The following is a 17247-nucleotide window of genomic DNA, read 5'->3' on the forward strand; positions in this document are numbered from 1 at the left end:
AGGTGAAAAAAGGGATCAATTTTGATCCCTTTTTTCATTTAGATACTTATGAAGAGCTTGACCTTTTGACTGGCCAATAATGCGTTGTATTTCTTCCAAACTTGCGGTCTTAAGCCTTTTTATGCTTTTGAAATGTTGCAATAGCTTATCCCTGGAGGTCGGGCCAATTCCCGGAGCTTGATCTAACTCTGATTGTGTGGCTGCTTTACTACGAGTTTGTCGGTGAAATGTGATGGCAAATCTATGCGCTTCATCCCGAAGATGCTGTAGTAGCTTTAACGAAGGAGATTTTTTGCTAATATGTACAGGTATAGAATCTTCCGGAAAGTATATTTCTTCCAGGCGTTTAGCAATTCCAATAATCGGGATTTCACCGTAGAGCTCTAAATTTTTTAGAGCTTCACAAGCTGCACTTAGTTGGCCTTTACCCCCATCTATGATGACCAGATCCGGATAGTCGAGGTTCTCTTCTTTTAAATGGCGATATCTACGGCCAACTACCTCGGTCATGCTTGCAAAGTCATTTGGTCCTTCCACAGTTTTAATATGGTACTTGCGATAATCTTTTTTCGAGGGTTTAGCATTTTTAAAACAAACCATCGAGGATACAGGGTTGGTGCCTTGTATATTACTATTATCGAAGCACTCAATGTGTTTGGGTAGACTCTTCAATCCTAAGTCTGACTGAAGCTGCTCCATAACCTTCTGAGTGGATGATTTGGACTGCTCTTTTAAGCGCTGTTTTTCATTTTTGAAGTAGAGTGCATTCTTCAGTGAAAGGTCAAGTAGTTTTTTCTTATCTCCTATTTTGGGATGTGTTAGTTCTATCTGATCCCAGGTCTCTATGTCACGATTACTGACAATTTCACGTGCCAGGCTACCAAATTTTTTGCGTAAGTTGAATACCAACAATTGAAGGAGTTCTGCCTCCGGCTCTTCCAGTTTACGCTTAGCTTCGATTGTTTCAGATACACGAATACTACCTTGTTCTACTTTCATATAATTGATGTAGTATTTGTGTTCATCAGAGTTCACCCCAATGATGTCCATATTGTTAATCTTAGGATTGACAATGGTGGATTTGGATTGAAATTTATCCAAAAGTTCTAACTTGTCCTTATAGGACTGAGCGAGTTCAAACTTCAATTGGGAGGCAGCATCGGCCATCATGTCCTTAAAATTGGACTTAACTATGCCAATGTTGCCTTTAAGAATATGACGAACCTGATCGATATCCTTTTGGTAGTCTTCTTCTGATTGTAAACCTTCACAAGGACCCAGGCAGTTGCCTATGTGGTACTCCAGACATACTTTGAATTTTCCGGATTGTATGTTGCCCGGTGACAGGTTTAAATTACAAGTGCGTAGCGTATATAATTTCCTTAGCAAGTCCAGAACACTGTTCATGGCTTTAACACTTGTATATGGGCCAAAATAGGTGCCTTGTGACCGATCTATCTGGCGAGTAGCGAATACTCTGGGGAACCGCTCATTGGTAATGCATATGCTCGGAAACGTCTTGTCATCCTTAAGGAGGATGTTGTATTTGGGTTGGTGCTCCTTGATCAGACTGTTTTCTAGCAACAAGGCATCGAATTCGCTGTTTACTATGACGATTTCGATACTTTCGATTTCACGTACCAACTTAACCGTTTTGCGGTTTTGTGTGCCAGCTTTTGTGAAATAGCTTGAAACGCGTTTGGCCAGACTTTTAGCTTTCCCTACATAGATGATTGTGTTTGTAGTGTCGTAGAACTTGTAAACACCAGGTTGATTGGGAAGATCACGGTAAGAATTTGGTGTAAACTTGAATGACTGCATTTACATGATTTCATCTTCATCTATGAGTTCCATCCTTACCGAATCAGAAGGTTGAGAGAAGTTATTGTATTTTTCACAATCCAACTCTATACTGATAGGTTTTACTGGTTTTGCGAATGGACCTTTGGTGAACCCAAGTGTAGGGTCTGCATATACTTTTTTCATGAAACGCTCCCAGATAGGCATGGCAGTGCGTGCACCCTGTCCCAGGTACCAGTGCTTAAAGTGAATGGATCGCTCATCTCCACCCACCCATGCTCCGGCAGCTATGTCTTTGGTCACCCCCATAAACCAGCCGTCTGAGGCATTTTGCGTGGTACCTGTTTTAGCTGCTATTTCATTGTCTACCCTTAGCTCTCTATCCAGCGCCATTCCGGTACCTCCTACTTCCTCTGTTGTTCCTTTGAGCATATGAAGCATGATATAAGCCGTCTCCTCGTTGAGTGCTTCACGGGTTTCGGGTACGAACTGTTGGATAACATTTCCGTTTTGGTCTTCAATTCGTGAAATGTAAAACGGCTTAGTATAAACACCTTTGTTGACAAATGTGGAATATGCGGCTACTAGTTCATAAAGGGACACATCACCTCCAGCTCCCAGCGATAGTGCCGGTACTGCGTCTAGATGGCTTTCAATACCCAGTCTTTTAGCGTACTCTACTACGGTTTCGGGTTTGAGCTGCTTCATCATAAATGCTGTGATACTGTTTACGGATCTGGCCATGGCCTGGCGGATCGTCATCACTTCGCCGGTAAATCGACCACTGGCATTATCAGGCGTCCAGGTGGGAGGGTCCTGACCGGGACGAGGGAAAGTTACTGGAGCATCTACCACAGGATAACAAGGCGAAAAATCATTGTCGATAGCTGCAGTGTATACGATAGGCTTGAGGGTGGATCCTGGCTGTCGTTTTCCTTGCTTGACATGGTCATATTTAAAGTACTTATGATTGATACCCCCTACCCAAGCCTTTATATGTCCCGTTTGAGGATCCATGGCCATGAAGCCGGCTTGTAAGAATCTCTTGTAATGCTTCAATGAGTCATACGAACTCATCAGCGTGTCTACTTCACCGTCCCAGGTAAACACACGCATTTGACGCTTGCGGTTGAGGATAAGCTCTACTGAGTCAGATTCTTCGCCATAGGTTTTTACAAGACTCTTGTAATGATGTGTCCGCTTGATTGCTTTATCCAGAAAACCAACAATTTCATTGCCCTCTTCATCTATCCATGGGTTGTCGTCACCCCAGTGAGCATTAAACTGGGCTTGCAAAGTATCCATATGCTCTTCCATTGCTTGCTCTGCATAGGTTTGTAGGCGACTGTCTATCGTCGTGTATATTTTTAGGCCATCTTCATAGAGGTCATAACCATGTTCTTTAGTCCATTGGAGTAGATAGCGAGCGATTACTTTTCTGAAATAAGGAGCAAGTCCTTCATTATGGTTTTCTACTTTGTATTCCAGTCCAAAATCGGTCTGTTTTAAACTATCAAATTCCTGACGGCTCACCAAGCCGTATTTGTGAAGGTTGTAGAGGACTTCTGTACGTTTAGCCATAGCCTTATCAGGATTGAGAATAGGGCTGTATCGGGTAGGAGCATTGATGGCTCCTATCAGTACCGCTGCCTCAGGGTAGGTGAGCTGTGATGGCTTTTTGTTAAAAAATGTTTGGGCTGCTACCTGGATACCATAGGAATTACTCCCATACTCTACCGTATTGAGGTACATGGCCAAAATTTCTTCTTTGGTATACGATTTCTCTAGCTGAATAGCAATGATCCATTCTTTGAGCTTGGTGATGATCTGACCTACAGATGGGTAATCATAAAGAGTTCCGCGGTTTGCCGAAGAGGTTTTGTAGAGGTTTTCGGCTAACTGCATGGTGATGGTGGAGCCACCACCTTTGAACTGGAACGTAAGCTTGCCAAATACTGCTCGAAGCAATCCTTTTAAGTCAATACCTGAGTGCTTTTTGAACCGAATATCCTCTGTGACCAAAAGGGTATTTACCAGTTGTGCAGAAAGCTCGTCATAGCTGACGGGTGTTCTGTTGTGTCGATAGTATTTACCCAAAAGCTCACCATCAGCACTGAGTAGTTCCGAGGAAAGCTCCGGGTCGGGTTTTTCCAGATCTTCCAGACTCGGCAATCCCCCAAACCAGCCATTGGTGTCGTTTTGTACCATGTAAAAAAGTGCTGTAATGGAAACGGCCGATCCAATGAAAAGCACCCAGAGGGTTAGCGTTAAAATTCTAAGCGTTCTTTTGCTCATTTGGAGTAATGTTTTTCAAAGAAATTGAGGTATGCGTTTAAATCCTTTGTCTGATAGAAAATATCAAAGTTATCTTCTGTGATGGCAAAGCTGTAGATTTTTTGACCTTTATGCGTGTTTTTAAGGTCGAGTTCATCATTCATCATCTGAAGGAATTTTTGCGCAGTGCCTTTACCGGGAAACTCATTGATCAGCACCATAGCATTTGATTCATCCAGGATGAGGTTACCCGTGGTAAATTGGAAGTTTTTCTCTTCTATATAGCTCTCTACTTGAGTAGGTATCTCCTGGGTAAGCTGATCATTGTTTGGGTAAACCACTACCAGGTAATGCTTTTGCTTAAAATACTCAACGAAGCGTGCCTTGGCACTGTTATACAGGTTTATTTGATAATCTTCACTAGCCTGTACCAGGGATTGGGCATAAGGTACTAGTTCACTATCAGGATAGGTTTTTATAAAATTATTCAACTCATACTGGTATTTATACTGCCCTTCGAGCTTGCCGGTGTTGAGTACCGCCAGCAATTGAATGTTGTCACTGAAGCTGTTGTCGGGCGTAGCTCTTAGTGCGCTATCGAGTAGGTACTTACTTTCTTCATATGCTCCTTGCTCGTACAGGCTGTACGCTTTTTTGTAGGTTATTTTGAGCTGCTCTGTAGCCTGCTGGCTTTCTTCTCTGTAGTTCGGGTTGTCCACCAGCTTCGCATATATCGATTCGGGAAAAGTAGCTTTTAGCTCATTGGCTTTCTGCTCTGATAGCTCAGGCTGGTCTTTCTTATAAAGGAGGTAGAGTTGGTAAAGGACTTCTGCTTTGTATTCTGTTTCTGGAAAACGAACGATGAGTGATTCAAAAGTTGTAGCAGCATTTGCCTTTTCTTCCAGACGGAAATTGTAGATGTTTCCCAGGTTGTACAGGGCTACTTCTACTTCAGCGAGAAGCTTTTCAATTTCCTCTTCTGAGCCTGGGATTTCGGCGAGCATTTGGTCTACCTGTGCCTGAACCCTGCTTTCTTTAGATTCTTCCTGAGCGTCGGTTCCATTGAGTGCTTCGCCATCATTTACGGCCACTATTTCTCCTCCGGCTTTTTGACTTCTACGCCAATCATCTTCCAGCGGTCGATCTCCCCATTTGCGTTTAAATTCTGTGGCACCTCTACCTATAGCTGACGGGTTGTAAAAATACCATTGGGCTCCTGCCGTGGTGGTACCAATGAGGTCTGCATTGTTGGGATCGAAGGCATTGCTTTGTCGGTTGGCCATGATGCGCTCCTCCCGCTTTCGTTTTTCTTCTGCCTTATTTTCTTGCTCTTCAGCTATGGCCGTAGCCAGTGCCAACAGCGAATCCTGCGGCAATTGTGACATGTGTATGAGGCTGTCATTGTTACGAACTACGAGCAGGTTAGTGACAAATTCTTCAAGCACTTCCTGTCGCTGTTTGATTTGAGCAAAGTTTTCTTCATCCTGAGGCATGGTAGCCACCGTGCTATCATAGTAGCTCTTGGCAAGTTCGAAATCCTTTAGACTGTCATAATAGATCTTGCCCAGGTTGTAATAGGAGTAGGCTTTTTGGCGTTGGTTTTTCACCGAACTTTGGACCGATTCTTTGAAATAACCGATAGCCTCTTCCAGGTTGCCCTGTTTTAGTTCGAAATTGGCCATTTCATAATAGATCTTGTCTTTATACTCTTCGTTTTTGGGGTCTTTTAGAAGTTTTTTGAAATATTTTTCAATTCTTTTAATGTCACCAGAACTGGTAAGCTGGGTTACCTGCGCCATGTTAAGTTTGGTGTAAAACGCCAGTTCGTATTCCGGACCGTTTTTTAAGCATTGTTCGTAGTAATTGTAAGCCTCCGCCTCAAAGCCCAGCTGCTGATAGACCTGGCCAATGATGAAATCAATGCGGCCTTTGTCAGCATATTTGCTCATATGTTTTTCTGCTTCTACCAGGTGCTGGATCATGTTGTCATAGTCCTTGCGCTGTTGGTATAAGTAGGCTCTCACCAGGGCCAGTTCGCGTCTGTTCGCGTTGTTGAGGTCTTCCTTTTTGAGATAGTCCGAAACCGCAATGGCATTGTTGATTTCATTGAAGTCTACAAACGTCTTGATCAGCTCGATCAGAGCTTCGTGCCGAGTATTGTCGTCTTCGCCGTGTTTGTTGACAAATTTGTAGGTTTCGATGGCATCTGCTAGCTCACGTGCATAGTAGCGTGCTTTTCCTACGAGAAGGTAACTATCGTCCTCCCATTTAGAGTCAGGGTGGCGCTGTATGGCAATGGAAGCTTTTTCAATACAATCTTCTATTTGGCTTTCCAGAGATTTGGCGTCATTGGTATCTACTGGTACATAGATGGGGAGTACCTTGTTGTAATTCCACTGATAGTTATCGTAGAGCGTGTTTTCTATTTCCTTCATTTGCTCATTAGCAATGAAGTAGGCGTTGTAATGAGCAGTGAGATTGTGGTAAGAAGCACTAATGGGGCTGCCGCTGTAGGAGCATCCGCCGACTACTACCGTGATAAAAATGAAATAAATGACAAGATTCCTTCGCACAATAGATATTTGCAAATTAACGTATATCCCTCTATAATCTTGTAAAGATATACAGTAGGGTTTCAATATATTTGACACTTACAAAAATCAGCGCATTTGACACCAAAAAAGACATTATCTAATTGGTTGACTAATCGATACCTGCTCATTATCCGTAATGAGGAAAATTTTGCAGAGAAAAAAACGATTAGTTTCAACTATGCACGCGTCATTCTACTCCTGACGCTGGCCTTTGTCATTACCCTCGGGCTTTCTGTGTATCTGGTGACTGTAGTTTTGGACCAGTGGCTAGATCCACGTTATGTAATGATGCAGTCTAACCGCCAACTCGTAGATCTCACCTTGAAAATTGATTCTTTGGAGCATGAGGTAGCTGAAAAGGATCGCTACGTAGCCAATATTCAACGAATCATAGGTGGGGACGTGGAGGCACTTCAGCTCATGGGAGATGATCGGCCGTCTACAGAGATGTCAAGTGCCGATGCTGCTTTGGGCGAAAGCATTCATCCCATTGACTCACAGTTTCGAGCTGAATTTGAGCAGCAGGAAGTGGGAGTTTTGTCCTACAAGACTTCTGGATCGGGAGAGTTTAAAGAGCTTTTTTTATTTACACCTATTGAGGGAATTGTGACGGATGGCTTCAATCCCAAACGCGATCATTATGGTGTGGATATCGTAGCAAAAGAAAACGAACCGGTGAAATGTGCGACAGATGGAGTGGTTATTTTTTCATCCTGGACCTTAGATGGAGGTTATGTGATAGGTGTACAGCATAGAGGTAATCTTATTTCGGTCTACAAGCACAATTCGGAATTGTTGAAAAACGTTGGTAATTTTGTGAGTGGTGGTGAAATCATAGCCATCATTGGCAATACTGGGGAGCTGACTTCCGGTCCACACCTTCATTTTGAGCTGTGGCACAACGGAAATCCGGTAAACCCTGAAGAGTATGTAGCCTTATAAACTAATGACCAAACCCATGTTTAATAAACAGGAACAGAAAGTAGCAGAAGAATTGAGCAACTCTAGCAACATAATCGGTAAAGGAACCATCGTAGAAGGAAACCTCGAGACCTTTGGCAATCTTCGCATCGAGGGAAAAGTGATGGGTAACATCAAAACGAAATCGAAAGCTGCATTTGGGAGCTCTTCGCAAGTGGAGGGTAGTGTGCTCGCACAAAATGCCGAAGTAGCTGGACATATCTCCGGTACACTGGAAGTGACGGAAGTATTGGTGCTCAAGCCTACAGCTATCATAGATGGAGACATCATCACGAACAAGCTTATCGTAGAATCTGGAGCTACTTTTAATGGAAGCTGTAAAATGGGTGTAAAAAGTAAAGAGATAAAAATTGGCAAAGCAGACGGAGAAGAAAAACCACTCCTCAAAGCCCAGTCCTAAACCAGAAAATACACTAGCCAGGCTCTCGAGTATTACGTTTGAGCTGCTTACGCTAAACCTGGGAATTATAGGCATAGGCTACTTGCTGGATAAAAAGTTTGGAGGCGGAATCCCCTGGTTTCTGATAGCCTCCATTTTTTTTTCGGTAGCTGCTACGATCTACTACCTTCTTAAAAAGTTTGTCAATTGAAAAAATACCTCATCCTTTCTGCCTTGCTCACTGTGTGCTGCCTGGCGCTCTACTACCTGGCCAATGACTTGTGGCTGGAAGGGTTTCTTCACGCAAAGTTCCCGACTATTGTCGGCTTCTTTTTCATTCAGTCATTGATCGTTTCCTGGGTGTTTGCCCAGGCCGAAAAGGACAATTGGCAGACACCCATCTACGCGCTTGGGGCGATTACTTTCCGGCTTCTTACGGGCTTTTTTTTCCTCGCGGTACTCTTCGTGATGAAATTAGATGATATGAAAGCACTCATGATCCAGTTTGTGGGGCTTTACTTGACCTATTTGGTCTTTGAATTATTTGCCGTATTGCCTAACTTGCGGCGGAATTGAGGAGTGAACCCGATATCAATGGAATTTAACCAACGCAATACATTGTCTAAGTTTTTGAAATTCAGTAGCTTATTTACACTCGTTTTGTTGCTTGCAGTTGCTCCTGTAAAGGCTGCTGGCGGTGGTGGTGAAGAAGGGGACTTTGACCCTAGCGCAATGATCAATCACCACATTATGGATGCTCACTCCTGGGAAATCATGCACGGAGTGGTAGTGCATCTTCCGGTGATCGTGTATTCTGAAGAAAAAGGTCTTGATGTATTTTCATCTGCAAACTTTTATGATGAAGATCACAACGTGGTGCCTTACAATGGATATGTGATGGATCACGAGCACATTTCATTGGCTAGCGGCGAGCATGTTTTGGATTTTTCCATTACCAAAAACGTCCTCTTTCTGTTTATCAACGCTCTGGTAATGATCATGATCTTCATGGCTGTGGCTAGAGGTTATAAGAAAAACGCTGGCAAAGCTCCTAAAGGGATTCAATCGTTTTTTGAGCCCATCATCATTTACGTAAGAGACGAAATCGTAAAGCCTAACATCGGGCCTAAGTACGAAAAATACTTACCTTACCTACTTACCCTGTTCTTTTTCATTTGGTTTGGAAACCTGCTAGGGCTGTTGCCTGCTGCTGCCAACCTTACAGGGAACATTGCAGTGACACTTGTCCTGGCAATCTTTAGTTTGCTGATTACGCTAGTGTCTGGAAACAAAAACTACTGGGGACACATTTTTGATCCTCTTGGCAATAGCATGCCATGGATCGCTAAGTTTCCTCTTTACATAATCTTATGGCCAATTGAAATCATTGGGATATTCACGAAGCCTTTCTCATTGATGGTACGTCTCTTTGCCAACATTACGGCAGGTCACATCATCATCTTGAGTATTTTGAGTCTGACCTTCATCGCACAGAGTATAGCGGTGGGTATCGGCGCTACAATTTTCGCTACAGTGATGAACATGCTGGAGCTATTTGTGGCACTTCTTCAGGCTTATGTATTTACGCTACTTACTGCCATGTACTTTGGTCAGGCAGTGGAGGAGCATCATTAATTGAATCTTTTTTTATAACCATATAAACGAATATTGACATGGGAGCAATTGGAGCAGGTTTAGCAGTACTAGGAGCAGGACTTGGAATCGGAATGATCGGTAAAAGTGCTACTGAGAGTATTGCAAGACAACCAGAAGCTGCTGGAAAAATCCAAACAGCAATGATTATCGCTGCAGCCTTGATTGAAGGTGTAGCACTTTTCGCAGCTGTTATTGGATTTATGTCCATCGGAGCTTAATTCATCTAATTGATCTGGTTCTGTTTGCATTAGGCATCAGAACCAGGTCTTATTTTGACTTTAAAAAAAGAAACGAAAGTGGAATTAGTAACCCCTGGTATCGGACTATTATTTTGGCAGACACTAGTCTTCCTGATTGTATTTCTTATTCTTGCCGGATTCGTATGGAAGCCGATTGCAAGTGCTCTAAAAGCTCGTGAGAGCCAGATAGAAGATTCTTTGAGAGCAGCAGAGCTGGCCAAAGAAGAAATGGAGCAAGTAAAGGCAGACAATGAATATCTGCTTCAGGAGGCACGCGCTGAGCGAGATAAGATGCTCAAGGATGCCACCGAAGTTGCTAATAAGATAAAAGAAGATGCCAAAAACGAAACTGCGGCTATTGCAGACAAAATGATTGCTGACGCTAAGTCGAGCATCGAGTCTGAAAAGAAAGCAGCCCTGGCAGAAGTGAAAAACCTCGTAGCTGAGCTTTCACTGGAGGTAGCGGAAAAACTATTGAGAGAAAAACTGTCTGACGATAAGTCTCAAAAAGACCTGATCGACAAGTTTTTGAAAGAAGTAAAAGTAAACTAAGCGAATGTCGATTTCTAGAATAGCGGTCAGATATGCCACGCCCCTTTTGGAGCTGGCAGAGGAGCGTAAAGTCACCGACGCTGTGAAGGAAGATATGGCAAGTTTTAGCACTTTGTGTGAGAGCAGCCATGACTTTCTGCTCATGCTAAAGAGTCCGATTATCCAAAACCTTCAGAAGTCAGAAATTCTCAAGAAGATATTTGATGGCAAGGTAAATGAGCTGACGGCTACATTTCTGGATATCGTGACCAAGAAAAACCGGGCAAAATTTTTACCCGAAATCGCCAAAGCATTCATCTCTCTGTACAATAAGAAGATGGGCTATCAGGAAGCACAAGTGACTACAGCAGTAGCACTGGATGCAGAACTGAAGGCGGCTTTCGAAAAGCTGGTGACGGAAATCACTGGCAAGAAACCTTTGCTGACCGAAAAAGTGAACCCGGAGCTGGTAGGTGGATACACCTTACAGTTGGGCGACCAACAAATAGATGAAAGCGTCAGAGGTCAACTAAGAGATCTCCAATTGAAATTCCAAAAAGAAACGATTTAATCAAAACCGCCTGTAAAGGCAACAAAAGTATAAGACTATGGCAGATGTTCGTCCTGATGAAGTTTCAGCGATCCTAAGAGAGCAGCTCTCCAACTCTAAATCCCAGGCTGAACTGGAGGAAGTAGGAACAGTACTCCAGGTAGGTGACGGTGTGGCACGTATCTATGGTTTGACTAAAGCACAAGCTGGTGAGCTTTTAGAGTTTGAGAATGGCCTCCGTGCTATGGTACTCAACCTAGAAGAAGATAACGTAGGTGCGGTACTCCTTGGAGATTCTACAGGTGTAAAAGAAGGAGACACTGTAAAAAGAACTGATAAAATCGCCTCTATCAAAGTGGGTGATGGCATGAGTGGCCGTGTGGTGGATACCCTTGGTAACCCTATCGACGGTAAAGGTGCTATTGAAGGCGAACTATTCGAAATGCCTATCGAGCGTAAAGCTCCTGGTGTAATCTACAGAGAGCCTGTAAGTGAGCCACTCCAGACTGGTATCAAAGCGATTGACTCGATGATTCCTGTGGGTAGAGGCCAGCGTGAGTTGATCATTGGTGACCGTCAGACAGGTAAGACTGCCGTGGCTATCGATACCATCATCAACCAAAAAGAATTTTACGACAGAGGTGAAGCTGTTTACTGTATCTACGTAGCTGTAGGACAAAAAGCTTCTACTGTAGCTGGTATCCAGGCAGCATTGGAAAAAGCCGGTGCTATGGCTTACACAACCATTGTAAGTGCAGCAGCTTCTGATCCTGCACCTATGCAGTTCTTTGCGCCATTTGCTGGTGCTGCTATCGGTGAGTACTTCCGTGATACAGGTCGTCCTGCGCTTGTAGTATATGATGATCTCTCTAAGCAAGCAGTATCCTACCGTGAAGTTTCTCTACTTCTGAGAAGACCTCCAGGACGTGAGGCTTACCCTGGTGATGTATTCTACTTGCACTCAAGACTTCTTGAGCGTGCGGCGAAAGTGATCAACAATGATGAGATCGCATCACAAATGAACGACCTTCCAGATTCTCTGAAAGGAAAAGTAAAAGGTGGTGGTTCATTGACTGCCCTTCCTATCATTGAAACGCAAGCGGGTGATGTGTCTGCATACATCCCTACCAACGTAATTTCGATTACAGATGGTCAGATCTTCTTGGAGACAAACCTCTTCAACTCTGGTATCCGTCCTGCGATCAACGTAGGTATCTCGGTATCACGTGTGGGTGGATCTGCTCAGATCAAATCCATGAAGAAAGTATCAGGTACTTTGAAGCTAGATCAGGCTCAGTTCCGTGAACTAGAAGCATTTGCTAAGTTTGGTTCTGACCTGGATGCTGCTACTAAACGTACTATCGATAGAGGTAGAAGAAACCAGGAAATATTGAAACAACCTCAGTACTCTCCTTCACCAGTAGAAGAGCAAGTAGCAATCATCTATGCTTCTACTAAAGGCTTCCTTGACAAGGTTCCAGAAACTAAGGTTAAGGAATTTGAGCAGGAGTTCTTGACTGCATTGAGAACTTCTCACAAAGATGTACTGGATACCTTCAAAGCTGGTAAGCTCGACGAAGCAGCTACTAGCAAAGTAGCAGAAGTAGCAAAAGATATCGCAAGCCGATACTAATAAGCATAAGACCAAATGGCGAACCTTAAGGAAGTAAAAGGAAGAATTCAGTCGGTAACATCGACTCAGCAGATCACCAAAGCGATGAAAATGGTGGCGGCTGCTAAGCTCCGTAGAGCTCAGGACCGCATCACGCAGATGAGACCTTACTCTCAAAAGCTTTCGTCGATCATTGGTAACGTGTCTGCAGGAGTAGATAGCGAGCAGATTGACAATCCTTACGCAGAAGTTAGAGATACTCAAAAGGTGTTGCTAGTGGTAGTTACATCTGACAGAGGGCTTTGTGGAGCCTTCAACAGTAGTATCTTTAAGAAAGCCAAGGCAGTAATAGCAGAGAAGTACGCAGATGTAGAAGCTGCGGGGAACCTTTTTATTATGCCAGTCGGTAAAAAGGGATATGATCACTTCAGCAAACGAGGATACAATATCGTGGATACCTATGCTGAGTTGTTTTCTGATTTGAACTTCGAAACAGCCATGGAGGCTGCTGAGTTCGCAATGGAAAGCTTCGTAGAAGGTGTTTATGATCAAGTAGAGATCGTTTACAATGAATTTAAAAATGTCGCTACACAAATTGCCGTAGCAGAGCAGTTTTTACCAATTCAAAACGATAGTGCTGAGGAGCAGGAAGAAGAGTCCACAAACAACGCTTCTGAGGATTATATCTACGAACCGAACCAGGCGTTCATTTTCAGTGAAATTGTACCTAAATCACTTAAGATACAGTTTTACAAAACTTTGCTCGAGTCTAATGCATCAGAGCAAGGTGCAAGAATGACAGCCATGGATCAGGCTACAGACAATGCAGGAGAGCTCCTGAAAGAGCTTAGACTGACTTACAACCGTACGCGTCAGGCAGCGATTACCAAAGAGATTTTGGAAATTGTGGGTGGAGCAGAAGCTCTTGCGCAAGGCGGATAATACGGACAACTGATGATCTGCTAATGGATCATTTCTATAAATATTTTAGATGGCTCTCATTGGACATAGTCCTGGGAGCCATCTTTTTTTTGGCCTTTCTGGAAAAGTACTTTCAGGTAGCACTGACTGGTCACGTGTATTTTGCACTTGGAGCTGCCATTTGGCTTATCTATACTGCCGATCACCTGATCGATGCACGATCGGTGAGCAGCCCATCTACTGGTCGTCACAGGTTTCATTTGCGGTATTATTCCTCGCTAATCGTTATTGGGGCCACTGTGCTATGTCTTAGTTTGGTGAATATCTATTTCCTGGAAGGTGTCATCATACGAAATGGTGCCTTACTGGCAGCGTGTTGTATTGGCTATCTCTTGGCGGTGTATCTTGTGAGAGGGCTATGGGTAAAGGAGGTGCTGGTGGCTATGGTATACGCGTTAGGTGTCTATCTGGCTCCATTCAGTTTGAGCTCTCAGGGGTTCCCCATCTTACCAGTAATACAACTAGCAGGAGTCGCTTTCTTAAACCTACTCATCTTTTCATTTTTTGATCAAAATACTGATAAGTCTGATGGCTTCAACTCATTGGTGCTTAGGCTTGGAAAAACCAAAATAACAGTCTTGATATGGGGTTTGAGTGCGGCGCTGGTGGTGACCTCTGTCAGGGGTGTTATCACAAATGGCGATCAATTGCAATGGCTATATTTAGTCATGACTGCAGTGCTGCTTGTTATTTACTTATCTCCAAAGTTTTTCAACCAGAATGAACGTTACCGAACGCTGGGAGATGGAGTCTTTTACCTGCCAGGCTTTCTGTTACTGCTATGAGTTTTGATCGGGTGGCCGTTTTTTACGATCGTTTGGCCAGACTGGTCTTTGGACCGAAATGGACAAATGTTCAGTTAGAGCCTGTAAAGCATCTCGCTACTGCGGAGCATGTGCTCATATTAGGTGGTGGCAGTGGACAAATTTTAGAACATTTACCTGAAGTTGCTCAAATAACTTATCTGGAGGCTTCAGCCAAAATGATTGCATTAGCTCAGAAAAAAGGCCATTCAAATGTTCGGTTTGTACAAACTGATTTCCTAAAGTGGCACACCGAAACCAAATTCGATGCAATCTACTGTCCGTTTTTTCTGGACTGCTTTTCAAAGCAAGAATTACAGCGCGTAACAGCAAAAATCGAGAATGCTTTACTGCCTGAGGGAATACTCCACATTATAGATTTTCAACGCTCTACAGGTTGGCATAATGCACTGATAAACGTGATGTACCTGTTTTTTAAATATACAGCTGGTGTGAGCGGTCGGAAACTTCTACCTTTTAAGCGGTTGTTGTCAGCGCAAGGGTTTCAGCTAATTGATGATAAAAGCTTCTTTCAGGGGTGGATTTTCTATAGCCGCTTTAAGAAACGTTAACTCTGTTGGTCAAGACTAATTTGGGCTTGTTTTCCTGATCACTATATCCGATTATAAATGAAGAGCCTCCGTCTTTGATTTTCAACTTCTTCTTTAGCTCTTCTGGCTTTTGTGGATAGTTTTTCGTGAGTACATTGGCTTTGCTATCGGGCAGCAACTGTCGAATATTTTTCTTGGTTATGTTACTTGCCGTAACTTCAAAAATCCTTCCGGGAAAACTGACAAGCTGTTCATCAGAAGTATATAGATGTGTGTTGGGAGCCAGTTTATGGAGGGAGTATTGCGCCGCTATGGCCTTGAAAGCGCCTGCTTTTAGAATGGATGCATTAGGGTCATAGAGGTATTTATGGATGGGAGCATATTCAATATCGGTGTTGCGTTCTGCACTTTGAGTAAATGAAAATATTGGGTGTTGGGAGCCTAAATTCACACAGTGGATCTGCGGAGCGGAATGAGTATTCTTAAAATCAAGTAAAAAAAGGACCTCCTTCACTTCATTTTTTACACTTACCACATGCACTGAATGAACAAAGCGTAGCTGCTCTATACCTAAAGTTATATCGATCATTGGCGCGGCCTTTACGAGTACTTGCTCTGCCTTTTGTTCAAATAGTGGCAGAAGCTCCAGCAGGTTAGGGGTACAGTTTTCAAAATGAAAAACCTGCTTTTTCTGTAAATCGCGTCGAGCTGGGTCTATGAAGAAGGACGCTTTTTCGGAGAGTTCATCTAAAAAGTTTTCTGCGGTAGTGTGAGCTGTTGATATCTCTTTGGAGGTGAGCAGCTGGCTATTGTGTTGAAAAACCTCACAGAGCCACTCATCTCTTTCCACGTAGGTGGTTTGCTCAAATGCTTCAGCCAAATGAAGCGTGTCGATACCCATGCCTCCGGTAAGGTCAATGAGATTGGTGCCTTGCATGAGGCTGGCCTTGTAGTTTGCCGTAGCGGGTGAGGAGCACTGCTCTAAGGAAAGCGGTGGGGGCATGACTAGTTGAGGATTTCCGTACCAGTCAGAGAGTTTTGACCTGGCTTTTTTGCGGCTGATGAGCTGGTCTACAATAAGTGCTATATGCGCTTTATAAGCTGCTGGAGGATTGAGGAGTAGCTTGTGTGCGTCCGTACCAAGATTGCGCTGAATGAAGTCCTGTACTTCTGCTTGCTGTAAAAACTCAATCTGACTACTCATGGGGTAAAAATACAAAGCGGCTCGAAGTTTCCTCCGAGCCGCCAGTGTTATTGTTAGTTGGAATGCCGGGTTTTAAAATACCAGACTGTTTTCCATCATAAATTCAGCAATTTGTACAGCATTCGTAGCGGCACCTTTTCTGAGGTTGTCAGCCACGATCCACATGTTTAGTGATTTGGGCTGAGTCTCATCTCTGCGGATACGACCCACGAACACCTCGTCTTTACCATGTGAGTTGAGCGGCATAGGGTATACATTGTTGTGAGGATCGTCCTCTACAATCACACCTGGAGCCTTAGACAGAATTGAAGTTACCTCTTCCAGGTCGTACTCTTCTTCAAATTCTAGGTTTACCGACTCAGAGTGGCCACCCATCGTTGGGATACGCACGCAAGTAGCCGTAACCTTTACATTTTCATCTCCAAAGATCTTCACGGTCTCGTTGACCATCTTCATCTCCTCTTTGGTATACAGGTTTTCCTGAAACACATCGATGTGCGGCAGTACGTTCATGTCGATTTTGTGCGGATACACCATATCTCCATCTTTACCTTCGCGTTCGTTCATCATTTGGTCTACAGCACCTTTACCAGAACCAGTTACTGATTGGTAGGTAGATACTACCACACGCTTGATTTTGTAACGCTCATGTAGTGGCCCAAGCGCCAATACCATTTGGATGGTAGAGCAGTTTGGGTTGGCAATGATGCGATCGTCAATACGAAGCACGTGACCGTTGATTTCTGGTACGATCAGTTTTTTGGTAGGGTCCATACGCCATGCAGAAGAGTTGTCAATGACGATGGTGCCATTTTCGGCAAATTTCGGAGCCCATTCTTTAGAGGTACTTCCTCCCGCAGAAAATAATGCTATATCCGGTTTTTGATCTACCGCATCCTGAAGTGAAATTACCTTGTAGGTCTTACCCTTGAAAGTCATTTCCTTACCCACAGATCGCTCAGAAGCGACCAACAACAATTCATCAAACGGCACATTGCGCTGCTCGATGACTTTCAACATCTCCTGGCCCACAAGACCAGTAGCACCTACTACAGCAATTTTCATAATGATTTTAACTTAGATTGAACATTA

17 protein-coding genes are annotated in these 17247 nt (G+C 43.6%); 12 read left to right on the forward strand and 5 right to left on the reverse strand.

All coding sequences use genetic code 11. The features are described 5' to 3' along the window. Positions 1 to 15: 15 nt before the first annotated feature. From uvrC to porW, 3 genes are read right to left on the reverse strand one after another with little or no spacing between them, the layout of a single operon-like run. Positions 16 to 1821: an excinuclease ABC subunit UvrC gene (gene uvrC / locus C7460_RS07600; RefSeq protein WP_115867498.1), complete on the reverse strand. Its 1806-nt coding sequence runs from the start codon at positions 1819 to 1821 to the stop codon at positions 16 to 18. Beyond that, positions 1822 to 4095: a penicillin-binding protein 1A gene (locus C7460_RS07605; protein ID WP_115867499.1), complete on the reverse strand. Its 2274-nt coding sequence runs from the start codon at positions 4093 to 4095 to the stop codon at positions 1822 to 1824. Beyond that, positions 4092 to 6647, reverse strand: a complete 2556-nt coding sequence (gene porW, locus C7460_RS07610; protein ID WP_147302880.1) for a type IX secretion system periplasmic lipoprotein PorW/SprE — start codon at positions 6645 to 6647, stop codon at positions 4092 to 4094. The genes C7460_RS07605 and porW overlap by 4 nt, the downstream gene beginning before the upstream one ends. Before the next feature lie 126 nt (positions 6648 to 6773). Here porW and C7460_RS07620 point away from each other — a divergent pair, with 126 nt between their 5' ends. The 12 genes from C7460_RS07620 to C7460_RS07675 all read left to right on the forward strand — a co-directional run bounded on the left by C7460_RS07620 (position 6774) and on the right by C7460_RS07675 (position 14972). Continuing rightward, the gene (locus C7460_RS07620) at positions 6774 to 7610 is read left to right on the forward strand and encodes a M23 family metallopeptidase (protein WP_245986239.1); all 837 of its coding nucleotides are present in this window, start codon (positions 6774 to 6776) and stop codon (positions 7608 to 7610) included. A gap of 16 nt (positions 7611 to 7626) precedes the next feature. Then, complete coding sequence (locus C7460_RS07625) at positions 7627 to 8049, forward strand: bactofilin family protein (RefSeq protein WP_115867591.1); 423 nt, start codon at positions 7627 to 7629, stop codon at positions 8047 to 8049. Next, positions 8000 to 8239, forward strand: coding sequence for an AtpZ/AtpI family protein (locus tag C7460_RS24520; RefSeq protein WP_115867502.1), 240 nt, complete (start codon positions 8000 to 8002; stop codon positions 8237 to 8239). Before C7460_RS07625 ends, C7460_RS24520 begins: the two co-directional genes overlap by 50 nt. Next, positions 8236 to 8604: a hypothetical protein gene (locus C7460_RS07635; protein ID WP_115867503.1), complete on the forward strand. Its 369-nt coding sequence runs from the start codon at positions 8236 to 8238 to the stop codon at positions 8602 to 8604. Before C7460_RS24520 ends, C7460_RS07635 begins: the two co-directional genes overlap by 4 nt. An 18-nt stretch (positions 8605 to 8622) precedes the next feature. Continuing rightward, positions 8623 to 9663 (forward strand): F0F1 ATP synthase subunit A, encoded by a 1041-nt coding sequence (atpB, locus tag C7460_RS07640; RefSeq protein ID WP_115867504.1) that lies wholly within the window; start codon positions 8623 to 8625, stop codon positions 9661 to 9663. 38 nt (positions 9664 to 9701) lie between these two features. Beyond that, on the forward strand, positions 9702 to 9902 hold the full coding sequence (gene atpE, locus C7460_RS07645) for an ATP synthase F0 subunit C (RefSeq protein WP_115867505.1): 201 nt from the start codon (positions 9702 to 9704) through the stop codon (positions 9900 to 9902). A 78-nt stretch (positions 9903 to 9980) separates the two neighbouring features. After that, entirely contained in the window at positions 9981 to 10475 is a 495-nt protein-coding gene (locus tag C7460_RS07650; RefSeq protein ID WP_115867592.1) for a F0F1 ATP synthase subunit B, read from the forward strand. Positions 10476 to 10479: 4 nt separating this feature from the next. Beyond that, entirely contained in the window at positions 10480 to 11025 is a 546-nt protein-coding gene (gene atpH / locus C7460_RS07655; RefSeq protein ID WP_115867506.1) for an ATP synthase F1 subunit delta, read from the forward strand. 37 nt (positions 11026 to 11062) lie between these two features. Then, the gene (gene atpA / locus C7460_RS07660; protein WP_115867507.1) at positions 11063 to 12637 is read left to right on the forward strand and encodes a F0F1 ATP synthase subunit alpha; all 1575 of its coding nucleotides are present in this window, start codon (positions 11063 to 11065) and stop codon (positions 12635 to 12637) included. Between the two features lie 15 nt (positions 12638 to 12652). After that, on the forward strand, positions 12653 to 13558 hold the full coding sequence (gene atpG, locus C7460_RS07665) for an ATP synthase F1 subunit gamma (RefSeq protein WP_115867508.1): 906 nt from the start codon (positions 12653 to 12655) through the stop codon (positions 13556 to 13558). 23 nt (positions 13559 to 13581) lie between these two features. Further along, entirely contained in the window at positions 13582 to 14382 is an 801-nt protein-coding gene (locus C7460_RS07670; protein WP_147302881.1) for a hypothetical protein, read from the forward strand. Further along, complete coding sequence (locus C7460_RS07675; protein WP_115867510.1) at positions 14379 to 14972, forward strand: class I SAM-dependent methyltransferase; 594 nt, start codon at positions 14379 to 14381, stop codon at positions 14970 to 14972. The genes C7460_RS07670 and C7460_RS07675 overlap by 4 nt, the downstream gene beginning before the upstream one ends. Here C7460_RS07675 and C7460_RS07680 read toward each other — a convergent pair. Both C7460_RS07680 and C7460_RS07685 read right to left on the reverse strand, forming a co-directional pair. Beyond that, positions 14959 to 16155: a THUMP-like domain-containing protein gene (locus C7460_RS07680; protein ID WP_115867511.1), complete on the reverse strand. Its 1197-nt coding sequence runs from the start codon at positions 16153 to 16155 to the stop codon at positions 14959 to 14961. The genes C7460_RS07675 and C7460_RS07680 overlap by 14 nt on opposite strands. A gap of 72 nt (positions 16156 to 16227) precedes the next feature. Next, positions 16228 to 17220: an aspartate-semialdehyde dehydrogenase gene (locus C7460_RS07685; protein ID WP_115867512.1), complete on the reverse strand. Its 993-nt coding sequence runs from the start codon at positions 17218 to 17220 to the stop codon at positions 16228 to 16230. Positions 17221 to 17247: the final 27 nt, after the last annotated feature.

The sequence above is a fragment of the Marinoscillum furvescens DSM 4134 genome (assembly GCF_003386095.1).
GTDB lineage: Bacteria > Bacteroidota > Bacteroidia > Cytophagales > Cyclobacteriaceae > Marinoscillum > Marinoscillum furvescens.

What these genes read in the sequence shown, in the direction of transcription:
- uvrC (WP_115867498.1), bottom strand. Translation starts at nt 1,821, where the DNA reads ATGCAGTCATTCAAGTTTACACCAAATTCTTACCGTGATCTTCCCAAT.
- C7460_RS07605 (WP_115867499.1), bottom strand. Translation starts at nt 4,095, where the DNA reads ATGAGCAAAAGAACGCTTAGAATTTTAACGCTAACCCTCTGGGTGCTT.
- C7460_RS07625 (WP_115867591.1), top strand. Translation starts at nt 7,627, where the DNA reads ATGTTTAATAAACAGGAACAGAAAGTAGCAGAAGAATTGAGCAACTCT.
- atpB (WP_115867504.1), top strand. Translation starts at nt 8,623, where the DNA reads ATGGAATTTAACCAACGCAATACATTGTCTAAGTTTTTGAAATTCAGT.
- atpE (WP_115867505.1), top strand. Translation starts at nt 9,702, where the DNA reads ATGGGAGCAATTGGAGCAGGTTTAGCAGTACTAGGAGCAGGACTTGGA.
- atpH (WP_115867506.1), top strand. Translation starts at nt 10,480, where the DNA reads ATGTCGATTTCTAGAATAGCGGTCAGATATGCCACGCCCCTTTTGGAG.
- atpA (WP_115867507.1), top strand. Translation starts at nt 11,063, where the DNA reads ATGGCAGATGTTCGTCCTGATGAAGTTTCAGCGATCCTAAGAGAGCAG.
- atpG (WP_115867508.1), top strand. Translation starts at nt 12,653, where the DNA reads ATGGCGAACCTTAAGGAAGTAAAAGGAAGAATTCAGTCGGTAACATCG.
- C7460_RS07670 (WP_147302881.1), top strand. Translation starts at nt 13,582, where the DNA reads ATGGATCATTTCTATAAATATTTTAGATGGCTCTCATTGGACATAGTC.
- C7460_RS07675 (WP_115867510.1), top strand. Translation starts at nt 14,379, where the DNA reads ATGAGTTTTGATCGGGTGGCCGTTTTTTACGATCGTTTGGCCAGACTG.
- C7460_RS07680 (WP_115867511.1), bottom strand. Translation starts at nt 16,155, where the DNA reads ATGAGTAGTCAGATTGAGTTTTTACAGCAAGCAGAAGTACAGGACTTC.
- C7460_RS07685 (WP_115867512.1), bottom strand. Translation starts at nt 17,220, where the DNA reads ATGAAAATTGCTGTAGTAGGTGCTACTGGTCTTGTGGGCCAGGAGATG.